The organism is Pseudomonas sp. NPDC090201 (genome assembly GCF_044746825.1).
Taxonomy (GTDB): domain Bacteria; phylum Pseudomonadota; class Gammaproteobacteria; order Pseudomonadales; family Pseudomonadaceae; genus Aquipseudomonas; species Aquipseudomonas putida_AD.
Genome location: NZ_JBIVCX010000003.1, coordinates 344,881 through 368,107, shown reverse-complemented (window position 1 = coordinate 368,107; position 23,227 = coordinate 344,881). Strand labels below are relative to the sequence as shown.

The 23,227-nt window shown below is 61.8% G+C and carries 25 protein-coding genes; 5 read left to right on the top strand and 20 right to left on the bottom strand.

Features of this window, described 5'->3' with window-relative positions:
- Nucleotides 1–57: 57 nt before the first annotated feature.
- The 5 genes from ACIPOO_RS11740 to ACIPOO_RS11720 all read right to left on the bottom strand — a co-directional run bounded on the left by ACIPOO_RS11740 (nt 58) and on the right by ACIPOO_RS11720 (nt 4,948).
- Nucleotides 58–1,116, bottom strand: coding sequence for a DNA topoisomerase IB (locus tag ACIPOO_RS11740; RefSeq protein ID WP_400606948.1), 1,059 nt, complete (start codon nt 1,114–1,116; stop codon nt 58–60).
- Nucleotides 1,117–1,182: 66 nt separating this feature from the next.
- Nucleotides 1,183–2,271: a molybdenum ABC transporter ATP-binding protein gene (modC, locus tag ACIPOO_RS11735; RefSeq protein WP_400606945.1), complete on the bottom strand. Its 1,089-nt coding sequence runs from the start codon at nt 2,269–2,271 to the stop codon at nt 1,183–1,185.
- A gap of 3 nt (nt 2,272–2,274) precedes the next feature.
- Nucleotides 2,275–2,955: a molybdate ABC transporter permease subunit gene (gene modB / locus ACIPOO_RS11730; RefSeq protein ID WP_274130927.1), complete on the bottom strand. Its 681-nt coding sequence runs from the start codon at nt 2,953–2,955 to the stop codon at nt 2,275–2,277.
- Nucleotides 2,956–3,723, bottom strand: coding sequence for a molybdate ABC transporter substrate-binding protein (modA, locus tag ACIPOO_RS11725; protein ID WP_274130928.1), 768 nt, complete (start codon nt 3,721–3,723; stop codon nt 2,956–2,958).
- A gap of 142 nt (nt 3,724–3,865) precedes the next feature.
- Nucleotides 3,866–4,948 carry a nitronate monooxygenase family protein gene (locus tag ACIPOO_RS11720; RefSeq protein ID WP_274130930.1) on the bottom strand — a complete coding sequence of 361 codons (1,083 nt, stop codon included), beginning with the start codon at nt 4,946–4,948 and terminating at the stop codon, nt 3,866–3,868.
- A 100-nt stretch (nt 4,949–5,048) separates the two neighbouring features.
- Here ACIPOO_RS11720 and ACIPOO_RS11715 point away from each other — a divergent pair, with 100 nt between their 5' ends.
- Both ACIPOO_RS11715 and ACIPOO_RS11710 read left to right on the top strand, forming a co-directional pair.
- Complete coding sequence (locus tag ACIPOO_RS11715; RefSeq protein WP_400606942.1) at nt 5,049–5,687, top strand: TetR/AcrR family transcriptional regulator; 639 nt, start codon at nt 5,049–5,051, stop codon at nt 5,685–5,687.
- Between the two features lie 60 nt (nt 5,688–5,747).
- Nucleotides 5,748–6,731 (top strand): MDR family oxidoreductase, encoded by a 984-nt coding sequence (locus ACIPOO_RS11710; RefSeq protein WP_274130931.1) that lies wholly within the window; start codon nt 5,748–5,750, stop codon nt 6,729–6,731.
- A gap of 6 nt (nt 6,732–6,737) precedes the next feature.
- Here ACIPOO_RS11710 and ACIPOO_RS11705 read toward each other — a convergent pair whose 3' ends face one another.
- The 9 genes from ACIPOO_RS11705 to ACIPOO_RS11665 all read right to left on the bottom strand — a co-directional run bounded on the left by ACIPOO_RS11705 (nt 6,738) and on the right by ACIPOO_RS11665 (nt 13,042).
- On the bottom strand, nt 6,738–7,205 hold the full coding sequence (locus ACIPOO_RS11705) for an RES family NAD+ phosphorylase (RefSeq protein ID WP_400606939.1): 468 nt from the start codon (nt 7,203–7,205) through the stop codon (nt 6,738–6,740).
- The gene (locus ACIPOO_RS11700) at nt 7,205–7,654 is read right to left on the bottom strand and encodes an antitoxin Xre/MbcA/ParS toxin-binding domain-containing protein (RefSeq protein ID WP_274130935.1); all 450 of its coding nucleotides are present in this window, start codon (nt 7,652–7,654) and stop codon (nt 7,205–7,207) included. Before ACIPOO_RS11700 ends, ACIPOO_RS11705 begins: the two co-directional genes overlap by 1 nt.
- A 50-nt stretch (nt 7,655–7,704) precedes the next feature.
- Nucleotides 7,705–8,811, bottom strand: a complete 1,107-nt coding sequence (gene ada / locus ACIPOO_RS11695) for a bifunctional DNA-binding transcriptional regulator/O6-methylguanine-DNA methyltransferase Ada (protein ID WP_400606937.1) — start codon at nt 8,809–8,811, stop codon at nt 7,705–7,707.
- 111 nt (nt 8,812–8,922) lie between these two features.
- Nucleotides 8,923–9,792, bottom strand: a complete 870-nt coding sequence (gene copD, locus ACIPOO_RS11690; RefSeq protein ID WP_400606934.1) for a copper homeostasis membrane protein CopD — start codon at nt 9,790–9,792, stop codon at nt 8,923–8,925.
- 4 nt (nt 9,793–9,796) lie between these two features.
- Complete coding sequence (gene copC, locus ACIPOO_RS11685) at nt 9,797–10,183, bottom strand: copper homeostasis periplasmic binding protein CopC (RefSeq protein WP_274130940.1); 387 nt, start codon at nt 10,181–10,183, stop codon at nt 9,797–9,799.
- A 276-nt stretch (nt 10,184–10,459) separates the two neighbouring features.
- Complete coding sequence (locus ACIPOO_RS11680) at nt 10,460–11,248, bottom strand: anti-sigma factor family protein (protein WP_400606931.1); 789 nt, start codon at nt 11,246–11,248, stop codon at nt 10,460–10,462.
- The gene (locus ACIPOO_RS11675; RefSeq protein ID WP_274131141.1) at nt 11,245–11,742 is read right to left on the bottom strand and encodes an RNA polymerase sigma factor; all 498 of its coding nucleotides are present in this window, start codon (nt 11,740–11,742) and stop codon (nt 11,245–11,247) included. The genes ACIPOO_RS11680 and ACIPOO_RS11675 overlap by 4 nt, the downstream gene beginning before the upstream one ends.
- Before the next feature lie 65 nt (nt 11,743–11,807).
- Complete coding sequence (locus ACIPOO_RS11670) at nt 11,808–12,308, bottom strand: tetratricopeptide repeat protein (protein ID WP_274131142.1); 501 nt, start codon at nt 12,306–12,308, stop codon at nt 11,808–11,810.
- 152 nt (nt 12,309–12,460) lie between these two features.
- Entirely contained in the window at nt 12,461–13,042 is a 582-nt protein-coding gene (locus ACIPOO_RS11665) for a cytochrome b (protein WP_400606928.1), read from the bottom strand.
- A gap of 751 nt (nt 13,043–13,793) precedes the next feature.
- Between ACIPOO_RS11665 and ACIPOO_RS11660 the strand changes: the two genes are divergently transcribed.
- Entirely contained in the window at nt 13,794–15,122 is a 1,329-nt protein-coding gene (locus ACIPOO_RS11660; protein ID WP_400606926.1) for an OprD family porin, read from the top strand.
- 63 nt (nt 15,123–15,185) lie between these two features.
- Here ACIPOO_RS11660 and ACIPOO_RS11655 read toward each other — a convergent pair whose 3' ends face one another.
- The 3 genes from ACIPOO_RS11655 to gcl form a co-directional block, all read right to left on the bottom strand.
- Nucleotides 15,186–16,088, bottom strand: a complete 903-nt coding sequence (locus tag ACIPOO_RS11655) for a 2-hydroxy-3-oxopropionate reductase (RefSeq protein ID WP_400606923.1) — start codon at nt 16,086–16,088, stop codon at nt 15,186–15,188.
- A gap of 127 nt (nt 16,089–16,215) precedes the next feature.
- A complete protein-coding gene (gene hyi / locus ACIPOO_RS11650) occupies nt 16,216–16,998 on the bottom strand; it encodes a hydroxypyruvate isomerase (RefSeq protein ID WP_274130945.1) in 783 nt (260 codons plus the stop codon).
- A 36-nt stretch (nt 16,999–17,034) separates the two neighbouring features.
- Nucleotides 17,035–18,810 (bottom strand): glyoxylate carboligase, encoded by a 1,776-nt coding sequence (gene gcl, locus ACIPOO_RS11645; RefSeq protein ID WP_274130946.1) that lies wholly within the window; start codon nt 18,808–18,810, stop codon nt 17,035–17,037.
- Between the two features lie 111 nt (nt 18,811–18,921).
- Between gcl and ACIPOO_RS11640 the strand changes: the two genes are divergently transcribed.
- Nucleotides 18,922–19,830, top strand: a complete 909-nt coding sequence (locus ACIPOO_RS11640; protein WP_400606919.1) for a LysR family transcriptional regulator — start codon at nt 18,922–18,924, stop codon at nt 19,828–19,830.
- A gap of 108 nt (nt 19,831–19,938) precedes the next feature.
- Here ACIPOO_RS11640 and ACIPOO_RS11635 read toward each other — a convergent pair whose 3' ends face one another.
- From ACIPOO_RS11635 to ACIPOO_RS11625, 3 genes are all read right to left on the bottom strand, one after another.
- A complete protein-coding gene (locus ACIPOO_RS11635; protein WP_274130948.1) occupies nt 19,939–20,706 on the bottom strand; it encodes a 2-keto-4-pentenoate hydratase in 768 nt (255 codons plus the stop codon).
- A 236-nt stretch (nt 20,707–20,942) separates the two neighbouring features.
- Complete coding sequence (locus tag ACIPOO_RS11630) at nt 20,943–21,215, bottom strand: DUF2790 domain-containing protein (RefSeq protein WP_274130949.1); 273 nt, start codon at nt 21,213–21,215, stop codon at nt 20,943–20,945.
- A gap of 228 nt (nt 21,216–21,443) precedes the next feature.
- Nucleotides 21,444–21,716 (bottom strand): DUF2790 domain-containing protein, encoded by a 273-nt coding sequence (locus tag ACIPOO_RS11625; RefSeq protein WP_274130950.1) that lies wholly within the window; start codon nt 21,714–21,716, stop codon nt 21,444–21,446.
- 266 nt (nt 21,717–21,982) lie between these two features.
- On the opposite strand from ACIPOO_RS11625, the gene ACIPOO_RS11620 reads away from it, so the two are divergent.
- The gene (locus ACIPOO_RS11620) at nt 21,983–23,227 is read left to right on the top strand and encodes an MFS transporter (protein ID WP_400606915.1); all 1,245 of its coding nucleotides are present in this window, start codon (nt 21,983–21,985) and stop codon (nt 23,225–23,227) included.

The window sequence follows — 23,227 nt, the reverse complement described above, 5'->3', positions numbered from 1 at the left end:
CCCAGGGTCGAAGGATTTCAGCAGGCAGCTTACCGGTTGAGTGGGCAGCGTGCAGGTTCATGTTTTCTTTTCGCTGGCCATTTGCAGTGCCTCGGCGGCCTGCAAGCCCTTGAGAAACCCGGCCAGTGCCGCCTCCTCAAGGCGTAGGCCCTTGCGTTGTCGCAGGCGGGGCAGTTTAGCCAGTTCGCCCACCACGAAGGCCTCCAGAACCGCCGGATGGATATAGCATTTGCGGCAGACGGCGGGGGTATTGCCCAGCAGACGGGCGACTTCCTTGACCATGGCGACGATGTGCTTCTTGGCATCGGCCTCGGGCTCCCAGTCGAGTTTGCGCAGGGTGGCCAGGGCCATGGCGCTGCCGGCCCACGTGCGGTAGTCCTTGGCGGTGAAGTCGGCGCCGGTCAGGTCGTGCAGGTACTGATTGATGTCCGAGGAGCTGACGCTGTGGCGCTGGCCTTCGTCGTCCAGGTACTGAAACAGGTTCTGGCCGGGCAGCTCCATGCAGCGTTTGATGATGTTGGCCAGGCGCCGGTCGGTGACGCTGACCCGGTGCTCCACGCCGCTCTTGCCGCGAAATTCGAAGAGGATCTTGCTGCCGTGGACATCGACGTGTTTGTTGCGCAGGGTAGTCAGGCCGTAGGAGCGGTTGTCGCGGGCGTATTGGCTGTTGCCGATGCGGATCAGGGTCTGGTCCAGCAGCGACACCACCGCCGCCATGACTTTCTCGCGGCCCATGCCGGGTGCCGCCAGTTGCGCTTCCAGTTGCTTGCGCACCTTGGGCAACACCAGCCCGAAGGCGATCATACGCGAGTATTTGTTCTCGTCGCGCACCTCCCGCCAGCGCGGGTGATAGCGATACTGCTTGCGGCCCCGGGCATCGCGACCGGTGGCCTGCAAATGACCGCGCGGGTCGGCGCAGATCCACACATCGGTGTAGGCCGGCGGGATCACCAGAGCGTTGATGCGCTTGATTTGGGCCTCATCGCGGATGCGCTCGCCGTCGCGGTCGAAGTAGACAAACTTGCCGCGCAGGATCTTGCGCGTCAGCCCCGGCTGGCTGTCGTCGACATAGTGCAGATCCTTGGGCAGGTCTTCCCTTGAGGTGGCATCGGGCATGGGCGGCAATCCTTGGGGCTGGTCTTAACGTTGACCATGCAGGGGCGCCGCAGTGCCGAGTATCTTTCAAGCCAACAACGCCACCGACTTGATCTGCGCCCACAGCATTTGCCCCGGATGCAGTTGCAACTGATCCCGGGAATAGCGGGTGATGCGCGCCAGCAGCGGGGTGCCTTGGGCATCCAGGCGTACCAGCACGTGGGCGGTATTGTCGGCGGCGGCCTCGCTGACCACGGTAATGGGCAGGCGATTGAGGATGCTGCTCTGGCTGTCGGGTTGCAGGCTGAGGCTGACGTCGCGGGCCTGGACTTTCAGGCGCAGGGGCTTGTCTGCCTGCAGGGGCGCGTGGGCGACGCGGATCGTCAGGTCGCTGCCCGGCAGCTTGACGGTCACCAGGTGGTAGGCGCTGTCGTAGGCACTCACCGCGCCTTCGATGATGACCCCGGCGTCATCGTCCATCGCCAGGGGCAGGTCCAGCCGCGCCAGGGTTTCGCCAATCGGCCCACTCGCCAGCGCCTGGCCGTTGCTGAGCAGCACCAGATGATCGGCCAGCCGCGCCACTTCGTCCTGGGAATGGCTGACGTAGAGCATGGGGATATCCAGCTCATCGTGCAGCCGCTCAAGATACGGCAGGATTTCCCGCTTGCGCGGCGCATCCAGTGCGGCCAGTGGCTCATCGAGCAACAGCAGGCGAGGGCTGGTCAGCAGCGCGCGGGCGATGCCGACGCGCTGGCGTTCGCCGCCAGAGAGTTTGTCAGGCTGGCGCTCCAGCAGATGATCGATCCCCAGCAGTGTCGTCGCCTGTTCCAGGTTGACTTTGCGTTCGCCGGGGGCGATGCGTTTCAGGCCGAAGGTCAGGTTGTTGCGCACAGTGAGGTGCGGGAACAGGCTGGCTTCCTGAAACACATAGCCCAGCGGGCGCTTGTGGGTGGGCAGAAAGATACCTTTGGCGCTGTCTTGCCAGACCTCGCCGTTGACGCGGATGAACGCTTGCGAGGCTTTTTCCAGCCCGGCGATGCAGCGCAGGCAGGTGGTCTTGCCCGAGCCCGAGTGGCCGTACAGCGCCGTGACGCCGCGCCCAGGCAGGTGCAGATCGACGTCAACGGAAAATTCAGGAAAGTCCACTTTCAGGCGGACTTCGAGTGCCGTGTTCATGGGTCAGCTCCAGGCCGATTTGGTCTTGCCGCTGGAGTAGAGCGCCAACAGAACAAGGAAGGAGAACACCAGCATGGCACCGGCCAGCCAGTGGGCTTGGGCATATTCCAGGGATTCGACGTGGTTGTAGATCTGCGTCGAGACGACCCGGGTTTTCTGCGGAATGTTGCCACCGATCATCAGCACCACGCCGAACTCGCCCACGGTGTGGGCAAAGCCAAGGATCGCGCCGGTAATGAAGCCGGGGCGGGCCAGCGGCAAGACCACCGAAAAGAACGTGTCCCAGGGGCTGGCGCGCAGGGTGGCTGCGACTTCAAGCGGTCGCGGGCCGATGGCGACGAAGGCATTCTGCAACGGCTGCACCACGAACGGCATGGAGTACAGCACCGATCCGATCACCAGCCCTGTGAAGCTGAAGGTCAGCGTCCCCAGGCCAATGCTCTGGGTGAACTGACCCAGCGCACCGTTGGGGCCGAGCAACAGCAACAGGTAGAAGCCGATGACGGTCGGTGGCAGAACCAGTGGCAATGCCACCACCGCGCCAATCGGTCCCTTGAGCCAGGACCGGGTGTGCGCCAGCCACAACGCGATGGGCGTGCCGACGATCAACAGGATCACGGTAGTCAGCGACGCCAGTTTCAGCGTCAGCCAGATCGCAGCGAGGTCGGCACTGTCCAGCGGCATTTACAGCTGGTATCCGAACGACTTGATAACGGCAGCGGCTTTCGGGCCCTTGAGGTATTCCATCAGCGCCTTGGCTGCGGCGTTGTCCTTGCCTTTGTTGAGGATGACCGCGTCCTGCTTGATCGGCTCATGCAGGTTGGCCGGGACGATCCACGCGGAACCGCCAGTCAGCTTGCCATCCTTGTACACCTGGGACAGGGCGACGAAGCCCAGCTCGGCGTTGCCGGTCTGCACGAACTGGTAGGCCTGGGCGATGCTCTGGCCTTCGACGATTTTCGCTTTGGTGGCGTCGGTCAGGCCGAGTTTTTCCAGGACCTGAGTGGCGGCCAGACCGTAAGGCGCAGCTTTCGGGTTGGCGATGGACAGGTGCTGGTATTCGTTCTTCTTCAGGACTTCGCCCTTGTCGTCGACGTAGCCGTCTTTGGCCGACCACAGCGCCAGGGTGCCGACGGCGTAGGTGAAGCGCGAACCCTTGACGATCTCGTTCTCGCTTTCCAGTTTGGCTGGGGTGGTGTCATCAGCCGCCAGGAAAACCTCGAACGGCGCGCCATTCTTGATCTGGGTGTAGAACTGGCCGGTGGCGCCAAAGGAGGCGACCAGCTTGTGTCCGGTGTCCTTTTCGAAATCCTTGGCGATGGCCTGGATGGGGGCGGTGAAGTTGGCGGCGACGGCCACCTGGACTTCATCGGCGAACGCACTGCTGGCCGAGAGGGCCGCAAAGGTGAGGGCGAGGGTGTTGAGGGTGACGCGAAGGGATGTGACGCGCATGGAACGGCTCCGTGTTGTTTTTTATGAAGTGATGACTCATGTCGGCCAGATACCGGCCAAACGCTATACACCCGAATATATAGCGAGTCATCACTTCAAGGAAGCCTGTTCTTTTGCGCATTCAATCAGTTGCGCTTTTCAATCAGTTTCGCAGGCCACCCAGTTTCTCCAGGGTTTGCACCGCCAACTGACGGGTCAGCTCCTCGGCAGGCAATTGGTGTTTGATGCCCACCGCCTGGCCAGCCCACAGGTTCATGAAGCCGTCGTTGCCCTGAGGCTCGGCCTGGGCGCGCAGCGGCATCAGTGCGCCGCCTGCGGTAGGGAAGGCCGGTGCAGCGGCGCTGATCGGGCCGATTTCGCGCATGATGCGGTTAACGATGCCCCGCGCAGGGCGGCCAGTGAACAGGTTGGTAACGGCGGTCTGGCTGTCCTTGGCATTGGCAAGGGCGGCCTGATGCAGCTTGGAGACCTTGGCCTCAGGGCTGAACAGATAAGTCGTGCCCAGTTGTACGGCCGAGGCGCCGAGCATGAAGGCTGCAGCGATGCCGCGACTGTCGGCAATGCCGCCTGCAGCGATCACCGGCACGCTCACGGCGTCGGCAATCTGCGGTACCAGCGCCATGGTGCCGACCTGGGTGTAGAGCTGGTCACTCAGGAACATGCCGCGATGTCCGCCTGCTTCGTTGCCCATGGCGATGATCGCGTCGCAACCCCGTTGCTCCAGCCAGATCGCTTCGTCAACGGTGGTCGCCGAGGAGATGACGATGGCACCAGCCGCCTTGACCCTGCGTACGAAGTCCTCGCTGGGCAGGCCAAAGTGGAAACTGACGACTTCAGGCTTGAGCTCTTCGACCAGCGCGCAACTGGCCTCGTCGAAAGGCGCGCGGTTGGACTTGGGTGTCGGCGCGTCGAAGTCAGCGCCCAGCTCTTGGTAGTAGGGCTTGAGCAGTTGTTTCCAGGCCTCATCGGCCGCCGGGTTGGCTTGCGGATTCTGGTGGCTGAAGAAGTTGAGGTTCAGCGGCGCATGGGTCCCGGCCCGGATCAGCGCGACTTCTTCACGGATCTGCTCATGGCTGAGCATGGCGCAGGGCAGGGATGGCAGGCCGCCAGCCTTGCCGACGGCAATCGCCAGGGCCGACCCGGCGGCACCCGCCATGGGCGCGAGCAGGATCGGGACTTCGATGCCGAGCAGCTTGAGGATGCGGGTGTCAGGCCAGGCGATCATGGGCAGGTTCTCCGGGGCAGTGAAAGAGTGCAAATATGATTTGTGGTCATTTCAAACGTTCGGGTTGATTTAATAGACGGTCGGTCTAATATGCAACCCCATGAATGACATGATCGCAAAACCCAGACGCCCGGGGCGCCCCCCGAAAATCGCTCGTCCTGACGACTTCGATACCCGCGAAGCGCTGATCCGTTGCGGCGTTGAAGTGCTCACCGAGCAGGGCTTCATGGCCACCGGCATCGACGGCATTCTCAAGCGCGTCGGTGTGCCCAAAGGCTCGTTCTACCATTATTTTTCCAGCAAGGAAGTCTACGGTCTGGCCGTTCTGGACAGTTACGCCGGGTATTTCGCTCGCCGCCTCGACCGCTGGCTGCTCGATGAGACGCTGTCGCCGCTGGAGCGCCTGGCCGGTTTCGTCCAGCACTCGAAGGTCAGCATGGCGCGCTACGGGTACCGCCGGGGTTGCCTGGTGGGCAATATGGGGCAGGAAGTCACGGTGCTGCCCGAAGGCTTTCGTGATGCCCTGGAAACCATCTTTCTGGACTGGCAACGGCGCTTGAGCGCGTGTTTTGACGCAGCCATGCAGGCGGGTGAGTTGCCGCGCAGTGCCAACTGCGCGGAATTGGCCGCCTATTTCTGGATCGGCTGGGAAGGTGCAGTGTTGCGCGCGCGCCTGGTGCAGAACGACAGTCCACTCAATACCTTCATCGCCGGGTTCCTGCGCGGTCTGCCGCGCTGATATCACGGCCCTGTTTTTTAACGGATGGTTATAGACGATCGGTCTAAAAGGTAGGTTCACATGTTCAAGGCAATTCTGATCGACAAGGACGACGCCGGTTACAGCGTCAAACTCAGCACCATCGACGACGCGCAGTTGCCTTCCGGCGATGTGACCGTGAACGTGGCCTACAGCACGCTCAACTACAAGGACGCGCTGGCGATTACCAACAAGGGCCCGATCGTGCGCAAGTTTCCCATGGTGCCGGGCGTTGATCTGGCGGGAACAGTCGAGCAGAGCAGCGACCCGGATTTCAAGCCTGGCGATCAGGTGTTGCTCAACGGCTGGGGCGTGGGTGAGGGCCATTGGGGCGGCTTGGCGCAACGGGCGCGCCTGGAGGGCAAATGGCTGATCCCGCTGCCGGAGGCGTTCACTGCGTCGCAGGCCATGGCGATTGGTACGGCCGGGTACACCGCGATGCTGGCGGTGATGGCGCTGGAGAAGAACGGGGTAACGCCTGACAAGGGCGAGATCCTGGTCACCGGCGCCAACGGCGGCGTGGGCAGTTTCTCCATCGCGATTCTGGCGCGGCTGGGATACCGCGTGGTTGCCTCCACCGGCAGACCGGAGCAAGCCGACTATCTCAGGCAACTGGGCGCTGCCGAGATCATCGACCGGGCGACCCTGTCCGAGCCCGGCCGGCCTTTGGCCAAAGAGCGCTGGGCAGGGGCGATCGATTCGGTGGGCAGCCACACCCTGGCCAATATCTGCGCCAGTACGCGCTACCGGGGAGTGGTCGCGGCGTGCGGCCTGGCTCAGGGCATGGAGTTTCCGGCCACCGTGGCCCCTTTCATCCTGCGCGGCGTCACCCTGGCGGGAATCGACAGTGTGATGCGCCCCCGTCAGGACCGCATCGACGCCTGGGCGCGTCTGGCCACCGACCTGGATCGCGACGCGCTGGCATTGATTACTCAGGAAATCGGCCTGGAGGACGTGGTGCAGACCGCCGAGCGCCTGATGAAGGGCGAAGTACGCGGCCGGGTGGTGGTCAATCTGCAACGCTGACACCCCTCAGCCGCTGGCGGCGACGCAATGCCGACCCGGGTCGACATCGTCGATGCGCAGTACCTCGATGAGGCTTGCAGCCGGGTGCAGCGGGTTGACGAGCAGACAACGGTTCTGCTCCATCGCCACCGACGGCAGGATCAGACCCAGCTGTTCGCGGCGCTCCAGCCACTGCGTGCCGAAATCCATGCTGGGCTGGTCTGCCGGCGATGCGTTCCAGCCCGCCGGTAGAGATTCGGCGGCGATGTGCTGGTACAGCGCCGGATTCCCGGGCAGTCGCAGGTGCATGAGTCTGAGAGGCAGGCGCGGCATCTCGCCGGCCAGCATGAACAGTTCCAGAGCACCTGCGGCGGGGCTCAGGCTGAGATAGAGCGCGGGATGATCGGGATGATTCCAGCGCCCGCCAATGACAGCCGGGCCCGCGCCGGACAGGTCGTGAATCTGCGCCGCCTTGCCGATTTTCCAGGCCAGCATCAGAGCACTCCGCCATGTTCCAGCGCCGCGAGCACACGGCTGGCCTGGGCGCCGCCGATTTCGGTCATGCACAACACGATGGGGATCTGGTCGTCCAGCGCCCGGTTGGGCGTCACCATCCAGCGTTGCGCGGCGTGTTGATCATCGAGGACTTCGGCCGCCCGGACAGCCAGGGCGGCGACTCGGTCGAGCCGTTCGGAGCCCACCAGGTCCAGCGGGCGGTGTTGGCGCAGGCGCCGCTCGAGGGTTGAAACCGAACTGCTGAGCAGCGCTTCGAGCTGGCCGTTGCTCAGGTGGAAGGCGTTGCGCACCGCCTTGACCCATCCCGGCGGGAAGCCAGTGCGCATATAGGCCAGGCGTTCGCTTTCGTTGCGGTTGTTGAGCTGGTCGGCGATCAGCCAGAATGCCGAGCTTGCCTCGTTGTTCACTGCTTGGGAGATGGCGGGCACTTGCGTAGTCCTCGATGCAGGTATCAAGAACACCGGACGTTACGCCTCTGTCAGGGTTTCTCAAGCGCCAAGCTGTTACAGGCATTTTCCCGTGCTTCGCGGTCCAGCAACTGGCGTTTGCGCTCCGCGCCCCAGCGATAACCCGACAGACCGCCGTCGCTGCGCACCACACGATGGCAAGGGATAGCCACGGCCAGGCTGTTCGCCCCACAGGCCTGAGCCACAGCGCGAAACGATTTCGGCGCGCCGATACGCTGGGCAATCTCGGCGTAGCTGACCGTGCTGCCCGGTGGAATCTGCGCCAGGGCCTGCCACACCCGCTGCTGGAACGCCGTGCCTTGCAGATCCAGCGGCAAATCCAGGCCGATGCCCGGCGCTTCGATGAACCCGACCACCTGAGCGATCAGCCGCTCGAACTGCGCATCGCCGCCGATCAGCCGGGCGCTGTGGAACTGGTCCTGCAGGTCCTGCACCAGTTGGTTGGGGTCATCGCCCAGCAGGATCGCGCACACGCCGCGCTGGCTCTGGGCGACCAGAATCGCACCGAGAAAGCACTCGCCCACCGCAAAATGAATATCGGCGTTGGTGCCGCCCTTGCGGTAGTCCGATGGCTTCATGCCCAGCAACTTGCCGCTTGTTTCGTAAAACCTGCTGTTGGAGTTGAAGCCTGAGTCATACATGACATCGGTGATGCTGGCCGACTGTCCCTGGGGCTGGACCAGTCGGCTGCGCACCCGATCAGCCCGGTTGGCGTTGGCCCAGGCCTTGGGCGTCAGTCCGGTCACGGCTTTGAAGATGCGATGCAGGTGCCAGGGGCTCATGCCCGATTCAAGGGCCAGTTCATGCAGGCTTGGCGGCTGGTCGGCCTGGGCGATCTGCCGACAGACACGCTCGACCAGCGCGGCGTGCTGGCGGGCCAGATCGGTCTGGTCGGTGGCCGCGCGTTTGCTCGGACGAAAGCCTGCGGCCTCGGCCTGCTCGGCGCTGTCGAAGAACACCACGTTCTCGGGCCGAGGCAGGCGCGAAACGCTGCTGGGCCGGCAGTAGATGCCCGTGGTGCGCACGGCGTAGACGAACTGTTCGTCGGCGGCCGGGTCACGGGCGAGCACTGCGGCCCAGCGCGGGTCGTGCTGGGTTTCGTTGGTTTTTGCGTTCATTACTGGCTGTGGTTTGCTGCGTCCCATCGCTGTGTTACTCCGCATTGGTCCTGATGTGCCGCAGCTTAGCGCCGGTCGCCGGGGGTGAAACTCCGAGTCTTGCGCTCAAATTCAGGCCAGCATCGGTGGCAGGGTGCCCAACAGTGACACGGCGCCCAGCGCTGCGGCGCCGAACAGGCATTCCAGCAGCACGCTGATGCGAAGCCAGCCCAGGTTCAGCAGCTGGTTGCGCGCCAGTTGGCGATTGGTGCCCGCCAGAACCAGCATGCACAGCACCATCGCGACCTTCACGCCCAGCACCAGGCCAAAGCCCGAGAGGGCCGGCGCAGGCCACAGCGCACCGCTCAGGGCGCGCACGTTGATCATCCCGGTGGCGACAATCAGCGCCACCAGGCCATAGCCGATGCCACTGAATCGCCCCAGCACGGCCCGCAGGTCCACCGTAGCAGAACCCAGGAGCAGCGTGGCTAGCATAATCAGGCCGCCGAGCCAGGTGGCGACACCGATCAGGTGCAACATCTGGTTGAAAATCAGCAGTCGCCCGGTAAAGCCGTCATACATGGCCCCATGGCCGACCGGGGCCAGCGTCAACAGCAGCAGGCCGGCCAACAGCAGCGACAGCCGGGGCCGGTTGCGCAAGGCAAAGCCACAGAACACCAACAGTACGTTCAGCAACAGGTGCAGGATCCACACATGCCCGAAAAAAGTGTGGGTCAGGACCAGAGCGAGGGTGTGCGGGTCCGCCGCATCGTGCCAGCTATCGGTCATGTTGGCAGCGGTCAGCATCAGCCAGCTCAGCGCACTGAGCAGCGCCACCCCCGCCATCCAGCCCAGCGCCCGGTCAAGGCGCCGGCTTGCGGGGCTGGCTTCGAACGGTGGCAGGGCCCTGGTGAACAGCAGGTGGCGAAACAGGCCGATACCAAACAGTAGGAGGACTGCGCCGAAATGCACGAATCGACACAGGATCAATCCATCTTGCATGGCGTTATGGCGTCACCTTGAAGCGATAGGTGCCTTCGCTCTTGTGGGTGTCGACCGACACCGCGTGCCATTCGACCTTGTACTTGCCCGGCGCCAGCGGCACCGCCGGGACGACGATCAGCACCTTCTTGTTGGCAGGGTCGGTGGCGACGCTCTGGGTCTGGATGATTTCGGTGCTTTCACCGGGGCCGTCGAGGCTGATGGCGACCTTGGTGAATTTCTCTTCCACGCCTTCGGAAAAATTCAGGCGCAGTTCCTTGGGCGACGTGACCTCGCTGTCGGCGGCAGGCAACTGGCTTTCCAGATGGGCATGGGCGAAGGCGGAGGAGGTGGTGAGGCAGGCCAGCAGAGAGAGGCAGGAAAGAGCTTGCTTTACGCGATGGGCAGACATCAAGGGGACCTCTGGTTGTGCGGCAGCGTGTTGCAGCAACGTTCATGGCAGGAACCGATGGGCATCGGTTCTCGAAATTCGAAGGATACTAGGCTCCGTACGAAAAGTTCTGACGCGAAGGTGAAGCAAGGCGAAAACAGCCGAGAAAGCGGAGTTTACTGGTTGTAAATGAGCATTTCGAGGCTGTTTTCAACGCAGCATCGCCGAGTGTCAGGACATTTCGTACGCAGCCTGGACCAGAAACGGACTGCCGACTCCCGTGAATCACCTCATTTGTCAGGCCGGCAGACCTTTCTGCGCGCTGCGGGCCATGATGCGGAGGTCTTCGTACGGGTTGCGGCCCACGATCATGAAGGCGTGAGTCTGGTTGGACCAGTACACCACATGCATGCCTGAGCGCTCCTCGCTGGTCAGCGAATCGGTGCCGCCCTTGGTGGTGGTGATGCACAGGGCCAACGGGCCATGGCGCGGGTCCAGGTAGGTCAACTGGCCGATCAGTACGCCTTCGTAGTCGAGAATCTGTGCACGGCGGAATTCCGCGCCCGGCAGGGTTACCGCCGTAGCCGTCAACGGCAGCCCCAGTTGATTGCCCACCGCACTGAGCTGGGCGCTGTGGGTGCGCTCGTCGAGGTTGAGGTTGTCCAGCGTCTGCGGGGTGTAAAGCGCCATGTACTCAGCCACCGACGCACGCCAGCCGTCATCGGGCTCGGCATTCTGCCAGTTGAGAAACAGCCGGTCGGCGGCGATGCCGGCCACCACGAAGCTGGCCGCGGTGGCCAGGAACCCCCGACGGCTCATGGTTGCCCTGTGCTGTGGCGCTGCTGCAGGCGGCAGTGAATCGAGCATGGCCTGCAAGCGGTCGGTCGGTGCTTCCTTGAGCAGCGAGTCGAAGGCGTCCCGAAATGGCAGCTCCCCGCCCTTGAGCTGGTCAAGGCGCTCGGCAACCGGCGCATCGGTGCGCAACCATTGATCGACGGCCTGGCGCTGTTCCCGGTCCAGTTCGCCGTCCAGATAGGCCACCAGCAGTTCGTCCGAAGGTGGGGAGTGCGCGTTGCTGTGAGTCATCGCCGTTCTCCTGTCGATTTATCCGACATGGCGCGTTGTGTTGCGGTTTCAGCCAGTTTCAAGCGTGCAGCGGCCAGCCGGCTCATCACCGTGCCGACCGGGATATGCAGAATCTCGGCAGCCTCTTTGTACGAAAGCCCTTCGACGTATGTCAGAAAGACCGTCTCCCGTTGTGCCTCGGGCAGGGCGTTGACGCGCTTGATCACCTGCGCCGCCAACACCTGATCCTGCGCCAGGGTTTCGCCGTCAAACGACAGTTCCTGCTCGGCATCGACGAAACCCTGGCCCTGACGCACCCGCTGCGAGCGGATTTCATTGAGCCAGATCGAATGCATGATCGAAAGCAACCAGCGGTCCAGGCGGGTGCCAGCCATGAACTGGTCGGCACGCTCCAGCGCCCGGACGCAGGTGGCCTGTACCAGATCGTCGGCCAGGTGCTTTTGTCTGGACAGCACTAACCCGTAGCGCCACAAACGTGGCAACAACTGGCCCAGTTCGCTTCGAAAATCAGCGTCTGTGGCTATAGCAGCCTCCCGAAATCTCGCCAGTGGTCTGGGACTCAGGTCTTGGGCGCGGCGGCAATTGCCGCAGCCAGATCCTCGTATTCTTCACACGTCCTGCTGCACAGCGTTTCGATCGTGGCCAGTTGCTCCTTGGCCAGATCAACGCGCCCCTTGATCACGTACGCTTCGCCCAGGTATTCGCGCACTTGCGCGTATTTGGGGTCCAGCGCGACAGATTTGAGGTAGTAGCCGATGCCCTCGTCGGTGCGGCCCAGTTTGCGCGTTGCATATCCACGATAGTTCAGCGCCTTGGCGGTGTCCGGATTTTTCAGTGTATCGAGCAGCGACAGCGCTTCTTCGTAGCGTCCGTCCTTGGCCAGGCGGTAGGCGTAGTCGGTGCGATCCTCATCGGAGGTCGCCTTGCTGGTCTGCATCGTGCACTTGTGGGTCTTGCTGTCCCACACCTGGCCTTTGGGGCAGTTGGGCTTGCGCGGTGCCTCATCGTCGCTGCCCCCGCCAGAGGCAAGGGCCTGGCCGCTCAGCAGCGCCATGGCCATGCAGGCGCCGACGAGCAATGTGCGGTAGCTGAAAGCGTGTGGGTAGCAGGTTCTCATTGTTGTCATGCTCCGTAACCAATCAGATCGGGAAAACTGCAGCAGCCATACATGAAACAGTCAATCGGTCCGGTTTATTCCCGGCATTTGAATCTTCAGCCTCGGATGTCGCCCCGATGCCCCGGCAGCATGCTGCGCAAGGTGCTGTCGCCGACGATATAGTGATGCCACAGCGCCGCGCCGGCGTGCAGACCGGCCAGCAGGATGATTGCCCAGGCAACGTTGTCATGCAGGCCGCCCAGGGTGCCGCGCAGGTCGTGGCTGATCGCAAAAGGTGCCGGAATTGGAAACAACCCGAAAAAATTGAATGGCTCGCCCTGGGCCCAGCGAAACACAAACCCCAGCACCACTTGCGCCACCAGCAGCAGGTACAGCGCCCCGTGGCCGAGGCGGGCCGCCAGATTGAGCGCCGGATGAATGTTGGTTGGCGGGCGATGAGTACCCAGCAGACGCCAGGCAATGCGCGCCACGATCAACACCGCCATGGCGATGCCCAGCGAGATGTGCACCGATTGCAACCCTTTGCGCAGCGGCGTGCCTTTGGGCAGGGTTTCCCAGATGTGGGCACTGGCGAACATGAAAACCACCAGGGCGGCCGTCAGCCAGTGAAAGGCGCGGGTCAGACGGTCATAACGTTGAGAAACGGCACTGCCGAGGCCGGAAATCGTACTGTTCATGAAAGATCCCTGTGGGTGTCACGAAATGAACACCTCAGGGGGGAGGGTTATTCGGTAGGCCGCAAAGTATTTTGCTGATTGTCATGGACGCAGCCTCCCCGTGTAGGAGCGCGCTTGCCCGCGACAGCATCCTCCCATACGCCTTGGTGGGGGCTGAAAGGGCTGGTCGCGGGCAAGCGCGCTCCTACAAGTGTGAGGGGGATTTCAGGTTGTTGAACTAAGCTGGCAACTGTGTTAGTTCAGGGTGAATTAACCGAATAGTGCAGCGAACATGAACAATAATTTAAAAATAAAAAAAGCCACCGCACTGACGTGGGGTGGCTAAAAAGTCTTACCAAAGGAATGATGAAGTGGAGCATGATTCGATTGCCTGATGCTGCGGAGTCATCAGGCGATAGAGCCAACTGCCTCATCGCCGACAACGGTAACACCGGTTCGGCGCATCTCACTATTATGAAGATCGATAGTGACTATCACCCCTCATTTATCAACCGCCCGGCTGAAAAATGCTAAAAGTTTTTCGCGTCGGGGGAGCAACCCCGCTAGAACGGGGCGTCCAGCGCCTCATGAAACAATAAGGAAATGGGCTGAAAGCCTGTAGTTTTGCCGTGTTTGTCAATACGGTTCGATGTATTTAGCCCATCTGCCATAGCGCGTATTCCACACGTTTCGAACTTCGCCTGAATTCAGGGGGATGCCCCGTATTCCGGGTTCACGGAACGTTGGGCCATAATTGAGACAGGGGATAATAATGACCTTCGTAAAATGGAATCTGGTGACGCTCGCGGTGTCGCTGGGCGTCAGTCAACTGGCATCGGCGGGTGTTGTCAGCGACCAGTCCGAAGCCAAGGGGTTTGTCGAAGACAGCAGCCTGACCGTGCATCTGAAGAACTATTACTTCAACCGCGATGGCAAGAACGGCGGCGGCGACCGCAAGGACTGGACCCAGGGTGTGCTGGGCAATTTCAGCTCCGGTTTTACCCAGGGCACGGTCGGTTTCGGCGTTGACGCCTACGGCTACTGGGGCATCAAGCTGGACGGCGGTGCGGGAACGGCGGGCACCGGTAACCTGCCGGTCGACCGCCACGGCGACCCGGAAGATGAATACGGCACGGCGGGCGGTGCCATCAAGATGCGGATTTCCAAGACAGAGCTGCGCTACGGCGACCTGATGCCTGCGGCGCCAGTCTTCGCAGCGGGTGGTTCGCGCCTGTTCCCGCAAACGGCCACCGGCTTCAACCTGCTGAGCAGCGATATCGCCGGGCTGGAACTCGATGGCGGTCACTTCACCGGCGGCAACGGCCCGGTCACCACCAACCATGATCACGATATCTATGCATCCTATGCTGGCGTTACGGCATCTAGCATCGATTATGCGGGCGGCAAATACACCTTCAACGACAACTTGACCGCCAGCCTCTATGGCTCGAACCTCAAGGATGTCTGGGATCAGTACTACGGCAATATCAATTACACCCAGGCGATCACCAGCGATCAGTCGCTGAACTTCGATTTCAATATCTATCGCACCAACGATGCCGGTTCCGCCAAGGCCGGGGATATCAGCAACACCACCTGGTCGCTGGCAGCGGCTTATTCATTCCTCACTGCGCACACAGTGACACTTGCGTACCAGAAAGTTCATGGCGATACCCCCTTCGATTATGTGGCTTTCGGGATTAACGGCCCTGGCGATACTGCCGACTCGATCTTCCTCGCCAACTCGGTTCAATATTCGGACTTCAACGGCCCGGGCGAGAAGTCGTGGCAGGCCCGATATGATCTGAACATGGCCAGTTATGGGGTGCCGGGGCTCAGTTTCATGGCGCGTTATATCACCGGTGATGATATCGACGGCTCGCACATGCCGGCCAACAGCACCTACGTGAACTACGGCTACGGCGATGACGGCAAGCACCACGAGACTGATATCGAGGCCAAATACGTGGTTCAGGCGGGCCCTGCCAAAGACCTGTCGCTGCGCTTGCGTCAGTCTTTCCACCGCGCCAACGCCGATCAGGCTGAAGGCGATAACAACGAATTGCGTCTGATCGCCGATTACCCGATCAACGTGTTCTGATCGTCTGCAGGCAAACGAAAACGCCAGGCATCTGCCTGGCGTTCTTGTTCGTGCATCCGGATCTCATTCAGGCTTGTGATCGCCACGGATCGAGAAGTTCGACATGTGCTCCAGCCCCTTGATCAGCCCCGAGTGATCCCAACCGCTCCCGCCCAACGAAGCGCAGGTGCTGAACACTTGTTGCGCGTTGGCGGTGTTGGGCAGGTTAAGGCCCAGTTCGCGGGCGCCTTCCAGCGCCAGGTTCAGGTCCTTCTGGTGCAGGGCGATGCGGAAACCAGGATTGAAGGTGCCTTTGATCATGCGCTCGCCGTGCACTTCCAGGATCTTGGAGGACGCGAAGCCGCCCATCAGCGCTTCACGCACCTTGGCAGGATCGGCACCGTTCTTGGAGGCGAACAGCAGCGCTTCGGCCACCGCCTGAATGTTCAGGGCGACGATGATCTGGTTGGCAACCTTGGCGGTCTGGCCGTCACCGTTGCCGCCGACCAGGGTGATGTTCTTGCCCATGGTCTGGAACAGGGGCAGGGCGCGGTCGAAGGTGCCCTGGTTGCCGCCGACCATGATGCTCAGGGTCGCAGCCTTGGCGCCGACTTCACCACCCGATACGGGGGCGTCGAGGTATTGCGCGCCGGTGGCGTTGATTTTCTCGGCAAATGCCTTGGTCGCCGAAGGCGAGATCGAACTCATGTCGATCACCACCTTGCCTGCGCCAGTGCCTTCGCTCAGACCGTTCTCGCCGAACAGTACGTCGTTGACCTGTGGGGTGTCCGGCAGCATGACGATGATGAATTCGGCTTCCTGAGCCACTTCGCGCGGGTTGGCCAGCACGGTCGCGCCGCCGGAGACCAGCGAGGCGGGCGGTGCCACGAAGTGTTTGGACAGGAAGAGTTGATGGCCTGCCTTCTGCAGGTTCTCTGCCATGGGCAGACCCATGATGCCGGTGCCGATAAAGCCGATGTTCGCCATGAGATGTTCCTCTTTTTATATGCTGTTTGCGTAGGAGCGCGCTTGCCCGCGACCGCGATGGGACTGTCATCGATGTGTTGAATGACACGCCGCAATCGCGGGCAAGCGCGCTCCTACAGCGGGCGCGTTAGATCAGGTTATGGGTCTTGAGCCAGCCAAGGCCCGCTTCGGTGGTGGTCAGTGGCTTGTATTCGCAACCGATCCAGCCGCGGTAACCCAGCTTGTCCAGATGCCCGAACAGGAAGCCGTAGTTGATCTCCCCGGTGCCGGGCTCATGCCGGCCCGGGTTGTCCGCCAGTTGCACGTGACGGATCACCGGCAGGTTTTTCTCGATGGTGCGGGCAAGGTCGCCCTCCATGATCTGCATGTGGTAGATGTCGTACTGCAACGACAGGTTGCGGCTGCCGACCTTCTCGCGGATGTCCAGGGCCTGGGCTGTGGTGTTGAGGTAGAAGCCGGGGATGTCGAGGGTGTTGATCATTTCCATGACCAGATCGATACCCTGGGCCTGCAGCTTGTCAGCGGCATACTTGAGGTTGTCGATGAAGGTCTTTTCGATCAGCGCATCGTCGAAACCCTGTGGCTTGATACCGGCCAGGCAGTTGACCTGGGTGTTGCCCAGCACCTTGGCGTAGGCAATGGCCAGATCGACACCGGCGTAGAACTCCTCGACGCGGTCCGGGTGGCAGGCAATCCCGCGCTCGCCCTTGGCCCAGTCGCCAGCGGGCAGGTTGAACAGCACCTGTGTCAGGCCGTGGGCATCGAGTTCGGCCTTGATCTGCGCCGAGCTGAAGTCGTACGGAAACAGATACTCGACCCCGCTGAAACCGGCGTTGGCGGCCGCTTCGAAGCGTTGCAGAAAGTCCTGCTCGGTGAACAGCATGGACAGGTTGGCGCATAAACGTGGCATGGGTGGCTCCTTGTTCTGGCTCGTGCGAGCGGCTGTTCAGTCCAGCAGGCTGATGGCGGTCGGGGCGTCGTCGCGGCTTTCGGCCAGCGATTCGAACTCGTTGATCGCGTTGATCTCGGTGCCCATGGCGATGTTGGTGACACGCTCAAGGATGACCTCGACCACAACCGGAACGCTGTACTGCTGCATGAGGCTCGCCGCCTCGGCGAAAGCCGCCTGGATGTGCGCTGGATCGCTGACACGAATCGCCTTGCAGCCCAGCCCTTCGGCGACGGCGATGTGGTCCACGCCGTAGCCTTCCAGTTCAGGGGCGTTGATGTTGTCGAACGCCAGTTGCACGCAATAATCGATGTCGAAGTTGCGCTGCGCCTGACGGATCAGGCCCAGGTACGAGTTGTTCACCACCACGTGGATGTACGGCAGCTTGAACTGCGCGCCCACGGCCAGCTCTTCGATCATGAACTGGAAGTCATAGTCGCCGGACAGCGCGACAACCTTGCGGCTCGGGTCGGCCTTGGCCACGCCCAGTGCTGCCGGGATGGTCCAGCCCAGTGGGCCTGCCTGGCCACAGTTGATCCAGTGACGCGGCTTGTACACGTGCAGGAACTGCGCGCCGGCAATCTGCGACAGGCCGATGGTGCTGACGTAGCAGGTGTCCTTGCCGAAGAACTGGTTCATTTCCTCGTAGACGCGCTGCGGCTTGACCGGCACGTTGTCGTAGTGGGTCTTGCGCTGCATGGTGCGCTTACGCTCCTGGCAACTGGCCAGCCACTGGCTGCGGTCCTTGAGCTTGCCAGCGGTGTGCCACTCGCGGGCCACTTCGAGGAACATCGCCAGCGCCGCGCCTGCGTCGGAAACGATGCCCAGGTCTGGCGTCAGCACGCGACCGATCTGGGTCGGTTCGATGTCGACGTGGATGAACTTGCGGCCTTCGCTGTAGACCGAAACCGTACCGGTGTGACGGTTCGCCCAGCGGTTGCCGATGCCCAGCACCATGTCCGATTCAAGCATGGTCGCGTTGCCGTAGCGGTGCGAAGTCTGCAAGCCGACCATGCCTGCCATTTGCGGGTGATCGTCCGGGATGGTGCCCCAGCCCATCAGGGTCGGGATGACCGGAATGCCAGTCAGTTCGGCGAATTCCACTAGCGCATCGGAAGCATCGGCGTTGATGATGCCGCCACCGGCGACGATCAGCGGACGCTCCGAGGCGTTGAGCATGGCCAAAGCCTTCTCGACCTGGTTGCGGCTGGCTTGCGGCTTGATGACCGGCAGCGGCTCGTAGGCGTCGATGTCGAATTCGATTTCGGCCATCTGCACATCGAACGGCAGGTCGATCAGCACAGGGCCCGGGCGACCGCTGCGCATCAGCTGGAAGGCTTTCTGGAACACATAAGGCACCTGGCCCGGTTCCATGACGGTGGTGGCCCATTTGGCGACAGGGGCTGCAATCGAAGCGATATCGACGGCCTGGAAGTCTTCCTTGTGCATGCGGGCGCGGGGTGCCTGCCCTGTGATGCAGAGGATCGGGATCGAGTCGGCGGAGGCGGAATAGAGGCCGGTAATCATGTCGGTGCCGGCAGGGCCGGAAGTCCCGATGCAGACGCCGATATTGCCGGCAATGGCGCGGGTGTAACCCTCGGCCATGTGCGAGGCGCCTTCGACGTGGCGGGCCAGCACGTGGTCGATGCCGCCGATTTTCTTGAATGCGGCGTACAGAGGGTTGATCGCAGCGCCGGGGATACCAAAGGCGGTATCGACCCCTTCGCGACGCATCACCAGAACGGCTGCTTCGATGGCTCTCATGATGGTCATTTTTGTTGTTCTCCTGAAACTCGGTAGTTTTTGTACACATCCAGACTGATTTGAATTGAAGTTTTTGTGAATGGCTGTTTTTATCGGTTCTATCGGTATCAGGAGTATCGAATGGACCGCTATACAGAAATTCGCAGCTACGTGCTGGTGGCCACGCGCGGCAGTTTTGCCGCGGCGGCGCTGGTGGAAGGGGTGACCCCGGTGATCATGGGGCGGCGTTTGAGCGCGCTGGAGGAACGCCTGGGGGTCAAGCTGATTCACCGCTCGACTCGCGGCCTGACCCTGACTGATGCCGGGGAGTCCTATCTGGAAAACGCCAAGGTGGTGTTGCAGTCTTTCGAAGAGCTGGACGCCAGCATCAGCGAGAACGAAAGCAGCGTGCGCGGGCATCTGGTGGTGTCTGCGCCGGCCGGCTTCGGCCGCCAGCACGTGGCGCCTCATGCGCCGGAATTCCAGGCGCGTTTCCCGGACCTGCAACTGTCGTTCAACCTAACCGACAACGTGGTCGATCTGGTGCGCGAGGGTTATGACATGAGCATTCGCATCGGCGAGGTGCTCGACCCCAACTACGTGGCCATCAAGCTGTTCGCCAATAAACGGGTGGTCTGTGGCTCGCCGCAGTATTTCTCTGAGCGCGGCTACCCGCAGACGCTGGAAGACCTGGCCGAACACAACTGCCTGACGTTCAACCTGCAGGGCGGCCAGCACCGTGGATGGACGTTCCAGCGCGACGGCAAACCGGTGGCGATCAAGGTGGCGGGCAACCTCTACTGCAACGATGGCGAGCTGCTGTATGACTGGGCCAAGCGCGGGCTGGGACTGTGCTGGCGCTCGACCTGGGAGATCCAGAACGAGATCGACAGCGGGGCGTTGATTACCGTGCTGGACGAGTTTGCCTTGCCCAGTTACGACATTCAGGGGGTGTACCCGCAGCAGCATTACCTGCCGGCGAAGGTGCGGTTTTTCATTGCGTTCCTGAAGGAGGTGTACAACCGGCCGGGGTACTGGAAGCAGGAGTAAGGCCCGGACCGTTGTAGGAGCGCGCTTGCCCGCGACAGCGGTGTGTCATTCCCCACATGGGTGTTGGAAAAATCGCCGTCGCGGGCAAGCGCGCTCCTACAGGTCGTGTTAGATCAACTCCACCGACACCGGTGGCAAGCCACGGATCTCGCCCACCGCCAGGCCCGGCTCCTTGGTCAGGTACATGCCCGTGTACGAGCCCGTGGTGATGACCAGTTCCGGCGACACGCTCTGGCCGTTCTGGGTGTGGTGATTGACCACCCACGGCAGCAGGCGGCGCGGGTCGCCGGCGGGGTTGGCGCCGTCGCCCGGCACGATGTCCTGGTCGGCGTAGGTGAAGGTCAGCGCCGGCTCCAGGAAAGGGAAGCTTTCGTCGTAGGGAATGAAATCCCCGACAATCAGTGCGCCATGGTTGAGCAGGTCACCCAGCGCCAGCAGCGGCTCGATTTTCGGCCAGGCGATGAAACGGCTGCTGACCACCTCGATGGTCGCGCCCATCGAGCCAATGCTGCTCAACACTTCCTCGTCTGAATACGCCTCCTGGCGTGCCTCGAAGGTGCGGTTCAGGCGAAAGGCAATTTCCAGCTCCAGGATCGGCGACGGATAATCGACACTTTCCAGCTGGCTGCCACTGGCAAACAGACCGTCTTCGGGCAACAGGGCGCCGTTGATAGGGCCGCCACTGGTGGATTTGGAGCCCACCTTCCAGCCACCGACCGTCGTCTCGCGCAGCTTCAGGATTTCCCGCTGCAAGGCATAGGCGCTGGCGCTGTCGGCTGGCACGTAATCGGGGCGAATCTCGGAGATTTTCTGACCTTGGCGCATGGCGTCGACGATCAGTTCGGCAATGTTCGCAGGTTGGGTCGGTAGATTCACGCGGACTTCCTTCAGGCAGTTGAATGGAGAGTGCTCCACGCTAGACCGGGGTATCTGCGCGAAGCCAGCATTCCTTACTCTAACCTCAAATGCCCGGCACAGCGCAGCCCTCATCTTGCCTCAAACGCTCAATGTCCCGGTCTGCGGGGCCTGCGGGCCATAAAAAAACCGCTGCGGGGCAGGCAGCGGTTTTTTATTTCAGCTTGTTGCTTGCGATTGGATCGCGGTGCAAGGCATCAGCCATTCTGACAGCCTTCACCCAAACGGGTGTATTCCAGATTGTGAGTCACGCCCTGGCTGTCGACGTAGATCATGTGCGATTCAACCGGGCCGCACTCGGTCGCGATGTTGCCAGCGTTGGTGATGCTGATGACCTTGGCGATGTCCAGATGCTGGGAATAGTTGTACTCGACGGCAGGGGGAGTCGACTCAGGCGCTGCGTCAGCACTCGCGTTGGCCGAGGCGAGTGCGCTGAAGATCGACAGCGCGGCAAACAGTGCGTATTTCATCATTTCACTCCACAAAAGTTTCAAGCAAAACTACCAGGTGTCTTGCTGTTAGGGGTCATCTTAGGAGCGTCGTTCCATTGATAAAAATGGTCGTTAATGATTAGCGCAATCACGATTAGTGATAAAAGCCGTTTGCGCGTTACTTTGAGGTTAATTGTTTCTTGCACAGTAATTGACTGTTGCAAAAATACGCCTCAATGGTCCAGTTTCGACCAGCGCCAGACCGGCTCAGCCGTTCTCGCAACTGTCGCCAAGCCGTGTGTATTCGAGCTTGTGAGTCACGCCCTTGCTGTCCACGTATTCCATCTGAGCCTTGAGCGGACCGCAGGCGTTGCCTGCATTGGCGCCATTGCTGATACGCACGACCTTGGCAATGTCCAGGTCCTGGGTGTAGTCGTACTGGCTGTTCTGGGCGGAGGCTGCGACGGTCGAACCGGCAGAATCATTGGCCGACGCCAACAGGCTGAACATCGACAGTGCGGCAAACAATGCGTATTTCATGACGAACTCCCAACTTACCGGTTAGAGCAAGCGGTCGAGGGCGGGGCTTGCTGATGGGAGAAGTTTAAGTAGGGCGGTCGTTGTCACAGAAATACTGTCTGTCGATAGGCGTCATCATTGGCGCTGATGTGCGGCGTTTAAAAGTTCCGGGAGAGGGCGGCGGCATTGGCCCTATTCCTGACTGGAATCCACTGCATGAAAAACATGAATTTTATTTATGGTGTGCAGCGTCTTACCGTAGGTGCATCCGAACCCGTGGAGCCACCATGACCGTCCAGCAGCCTGCCGCCCTAGAAGAGGCACGTACCGACAACCCCGCCGAAGAGCACTGGAAGCGCAACCTGCTGGTCTGTGTGCTGGGTTCGTTCACCACGATCATCGCCATGACCCTGCTGCTGCCATTTCTGCCGCTGTACGTCGAGCATCTCGGCGTGAGCGATCCTGCGGCCATCGTGCAATGGTCGGGTGTGGCCTTTGGTGCGACCTTTCTGTCGGCCGCACTCACCGCGCCACTGTGGGGCCGGCTGGGTGATCGCTACGGGCGCAAGCTGATGCTGATCCGTGCAAGCCTGGGGATGGCCATCGCCATGTCACTGATCGGCCTTGCGGAAAACATCTATCAACTGGTGGGTTTGCGTTTGCTCGCCGGTCTGCTGGGCGGCTATGCCTCCGGCGCCACGATCCTGGTGGCCACCCAGACACCCAAGGCGCGCTCGGGTTGGGCCCTTGGCATGCTGTCGTCGGGGATCATGGCCGGCAACCTCACCGGCCCCTTGATCGGCGGGCTGCTGCCGCCGCTGATCGGGATCCGCAACACGTTCTTCCTGGCCGGCGGGGTGATCTTCCTGACCTTCCTCGCGACGTTGTTTCTGATGAAGGAGGCGCCGCGTCCAAAACCTGTAGCCGGAGCCGCAAAGAAGGTCACGGTACGCGCCTGGGACGTGATCCCGGACAAGAAACCGGTGTTCACCATGTTCGTGGTGGCGAGCCTCGTGATGTTCTCCATCATGTCCATCGAGCCGATCATCACCGTGTACCTGACGCAACTGCACACAAAAAACGTGACGCTGATGGCGGGGCTGGTGATGTCGGCCACGGCGCTGGCCAGCGTGTTGTCGGCCTCGCGTATCGGCAAACTGGCGGACCGCGTCGGCCACTGGAAAGTGGTCATGGGCTGCCTCACGGTCGCGGCCGTTCTGCTGGTTCCCCAGGCGTTCGTGAGCAACGAGTGGCAACTGGTGGTGCTGCGCTTTCTGATGGGCGTTGCGTTGGGTGGGCTGTTGCCGTGCATTGCCGCGATCATCCGGCATTCGGTGCCAGACATCGTGGCAGGGCGCATGCTTGGCTATTCCACTTCCAGTCAGTACGTCGGCCAGGTGCTGGGGCCGCTGACCGGCGGATACCTGGGTGGGCATTTCGGCATGCCGATCGTGTTCATCGTCACCTGCGTGCTGATGGCGGGCTGCGCGGTGGTGATGCTGGTCATGCGCCCGGTGACGATCAAGGCCTGA

Coding starts and splice junctions, on each gene's coding strand:
- ACIPOO_RS11740 (WP_400606948.1), bottom strand. CDS start 1,116: ATGCCCGATGCCACCTCAAGGGAAGACCTGCCCAAGGATCTGCACTAT.
- modC (WP_400606945.1), bottom strand. CDS start 2,271: ATGAACACGGCACTCGAAGTCCGCCTGAAAGTGGACTTTCCTGAATTT.
- modB (WP_274130927.1), bottom strand. CDS start 2,955: ATGCCGCTGGACAGTGCCGACCTCGCTGCGATCTGGCTGACGCTGAAA.
- modA (WP_274130928.1), bottom strand. CDS start 3,723: ATGCGCGTCACATCCCTTCGCGTCACCCTCAACACCCTCGCCCTCACC.
- ACIPOO_RS11720 (WP_274130930.1), bottom strand. CDS start 4,948: ATGATCGCCTGGCCTGACACCCGCATCCTCAAGCTGCTCGGCATCGAA.
- ACIPOO_RS11715 (WP_400606942.1), top strand. CDS start 5,049: ATGAATGACATGATCGCAAAACCCAGACGCCCGGGGCGCCCCCCGAAA.
- ACIPOO_RS11710 (WP_274130931.1), top strand. CDS start 5,748: ATGTTCAAGGCAATTCTGATCGACAAGGACGACGCCGGTTACAGCGTC.
- ACIPOO_RS11705 (WP_400606939.1), bottom strand. CDS start 7,205: ATGCTGGCCTGGAAAATCGGCAAGGCGGCGCAGATTCACGACCTGTCC.
- ada (WP_400606937.1), bottom strand. CDS start 8,811: ATGAACGCAAAAACCAACGAAACCCAGCACGACCCGCGCTGGGCCGCA.
- copD (WP_400606934.1), bottom strand. CDS start 9,792: ATGCAAGATGGATTGATCCTGTGTCGATTCGTGCATTTCGGCGCAGTC.
- copC (WP_274130940.1), bottom strand. CDS start 10,183: ATGTCTGCCCATCGCGTAAAGCAAGCTCTTTCCTGCCTCTCTCTGCTG.
- ACIPOO_RS11680 (WP_400606931.1), bottom strand. CDS start 11,248: ATGACTCACAGCAACGCGCACTCCCCACCTTCGGACGAACTGCTGGTG.
- ACIPOO_RS11670 (WP_274131142.1), bottom strand. CDS start 12,308: ATGGCCATGGCGCTGCTGAGCGGCCAGGCCCTTGCCTCTGGCGGGGGC.
- ACIPOO_RS11665 (WP_400606928.1), bottom strand. CDS start 13,042: ATGAACAGTACGATTTCCGGCCTCGGCAGTGCCGTTTCTCAACGTTAT.
- ACIPOO_RS11660 (WP_400606926.1), top strand. CDS start 13,794: ATGACCTTCGTAAAATGGAATCTGGTGACGCTCGCGGTGTCGCTGGGC.
- ACIPOO_RS11655 (WP_400606923.1), bottom strand. CDS start 16,088: ATGGCGAACATCGGCTTTATCGGCACCGGCATCATGGGTCTGCCCATG.
- hyi (WP_274130945.1), bottom strand. CDS start 16,998: ATGCCACGTTTATGCGCCAACCTGTCCATGCTGTTCACCGAGCAGGAC.
- gcl (WP_274130946.1), bottom strand. CDS start 18,810: ATGACCATCATGAGAGCCATCGAAGCAGCCGTTCTGGTGATGCGTCGC.
- ACIPOO_RS11640 (WP_400606919.1), top strand. CDS start 18,922: ATGGACCGCTATACAGAAATTCGCAGCTACGTGCTGGTGGCCACGCGC.
- ACIPOO_RS11630 (WP_274130949.1), bottom strand. CDS start 21,215: ATGAAATACGCACTGTTTGCCGCGCTGTCGATCTTCAGCGCACTCGCC.
- ACIPOO_RS11625 (WP_274130950.1), bottom strand. CDS start 21,716: ATGAAATACGCATTGTTTGCCGCACTGTCGATGTTCAGCCTGTTGGCG.
- ACIPOO_RS11620 (WP_400606915.1), top strand. CDS start 21,983: ATGACCGTCCAGCAGCCTGCCGCCCTAGAAGAGGCACGTACCGACAAC.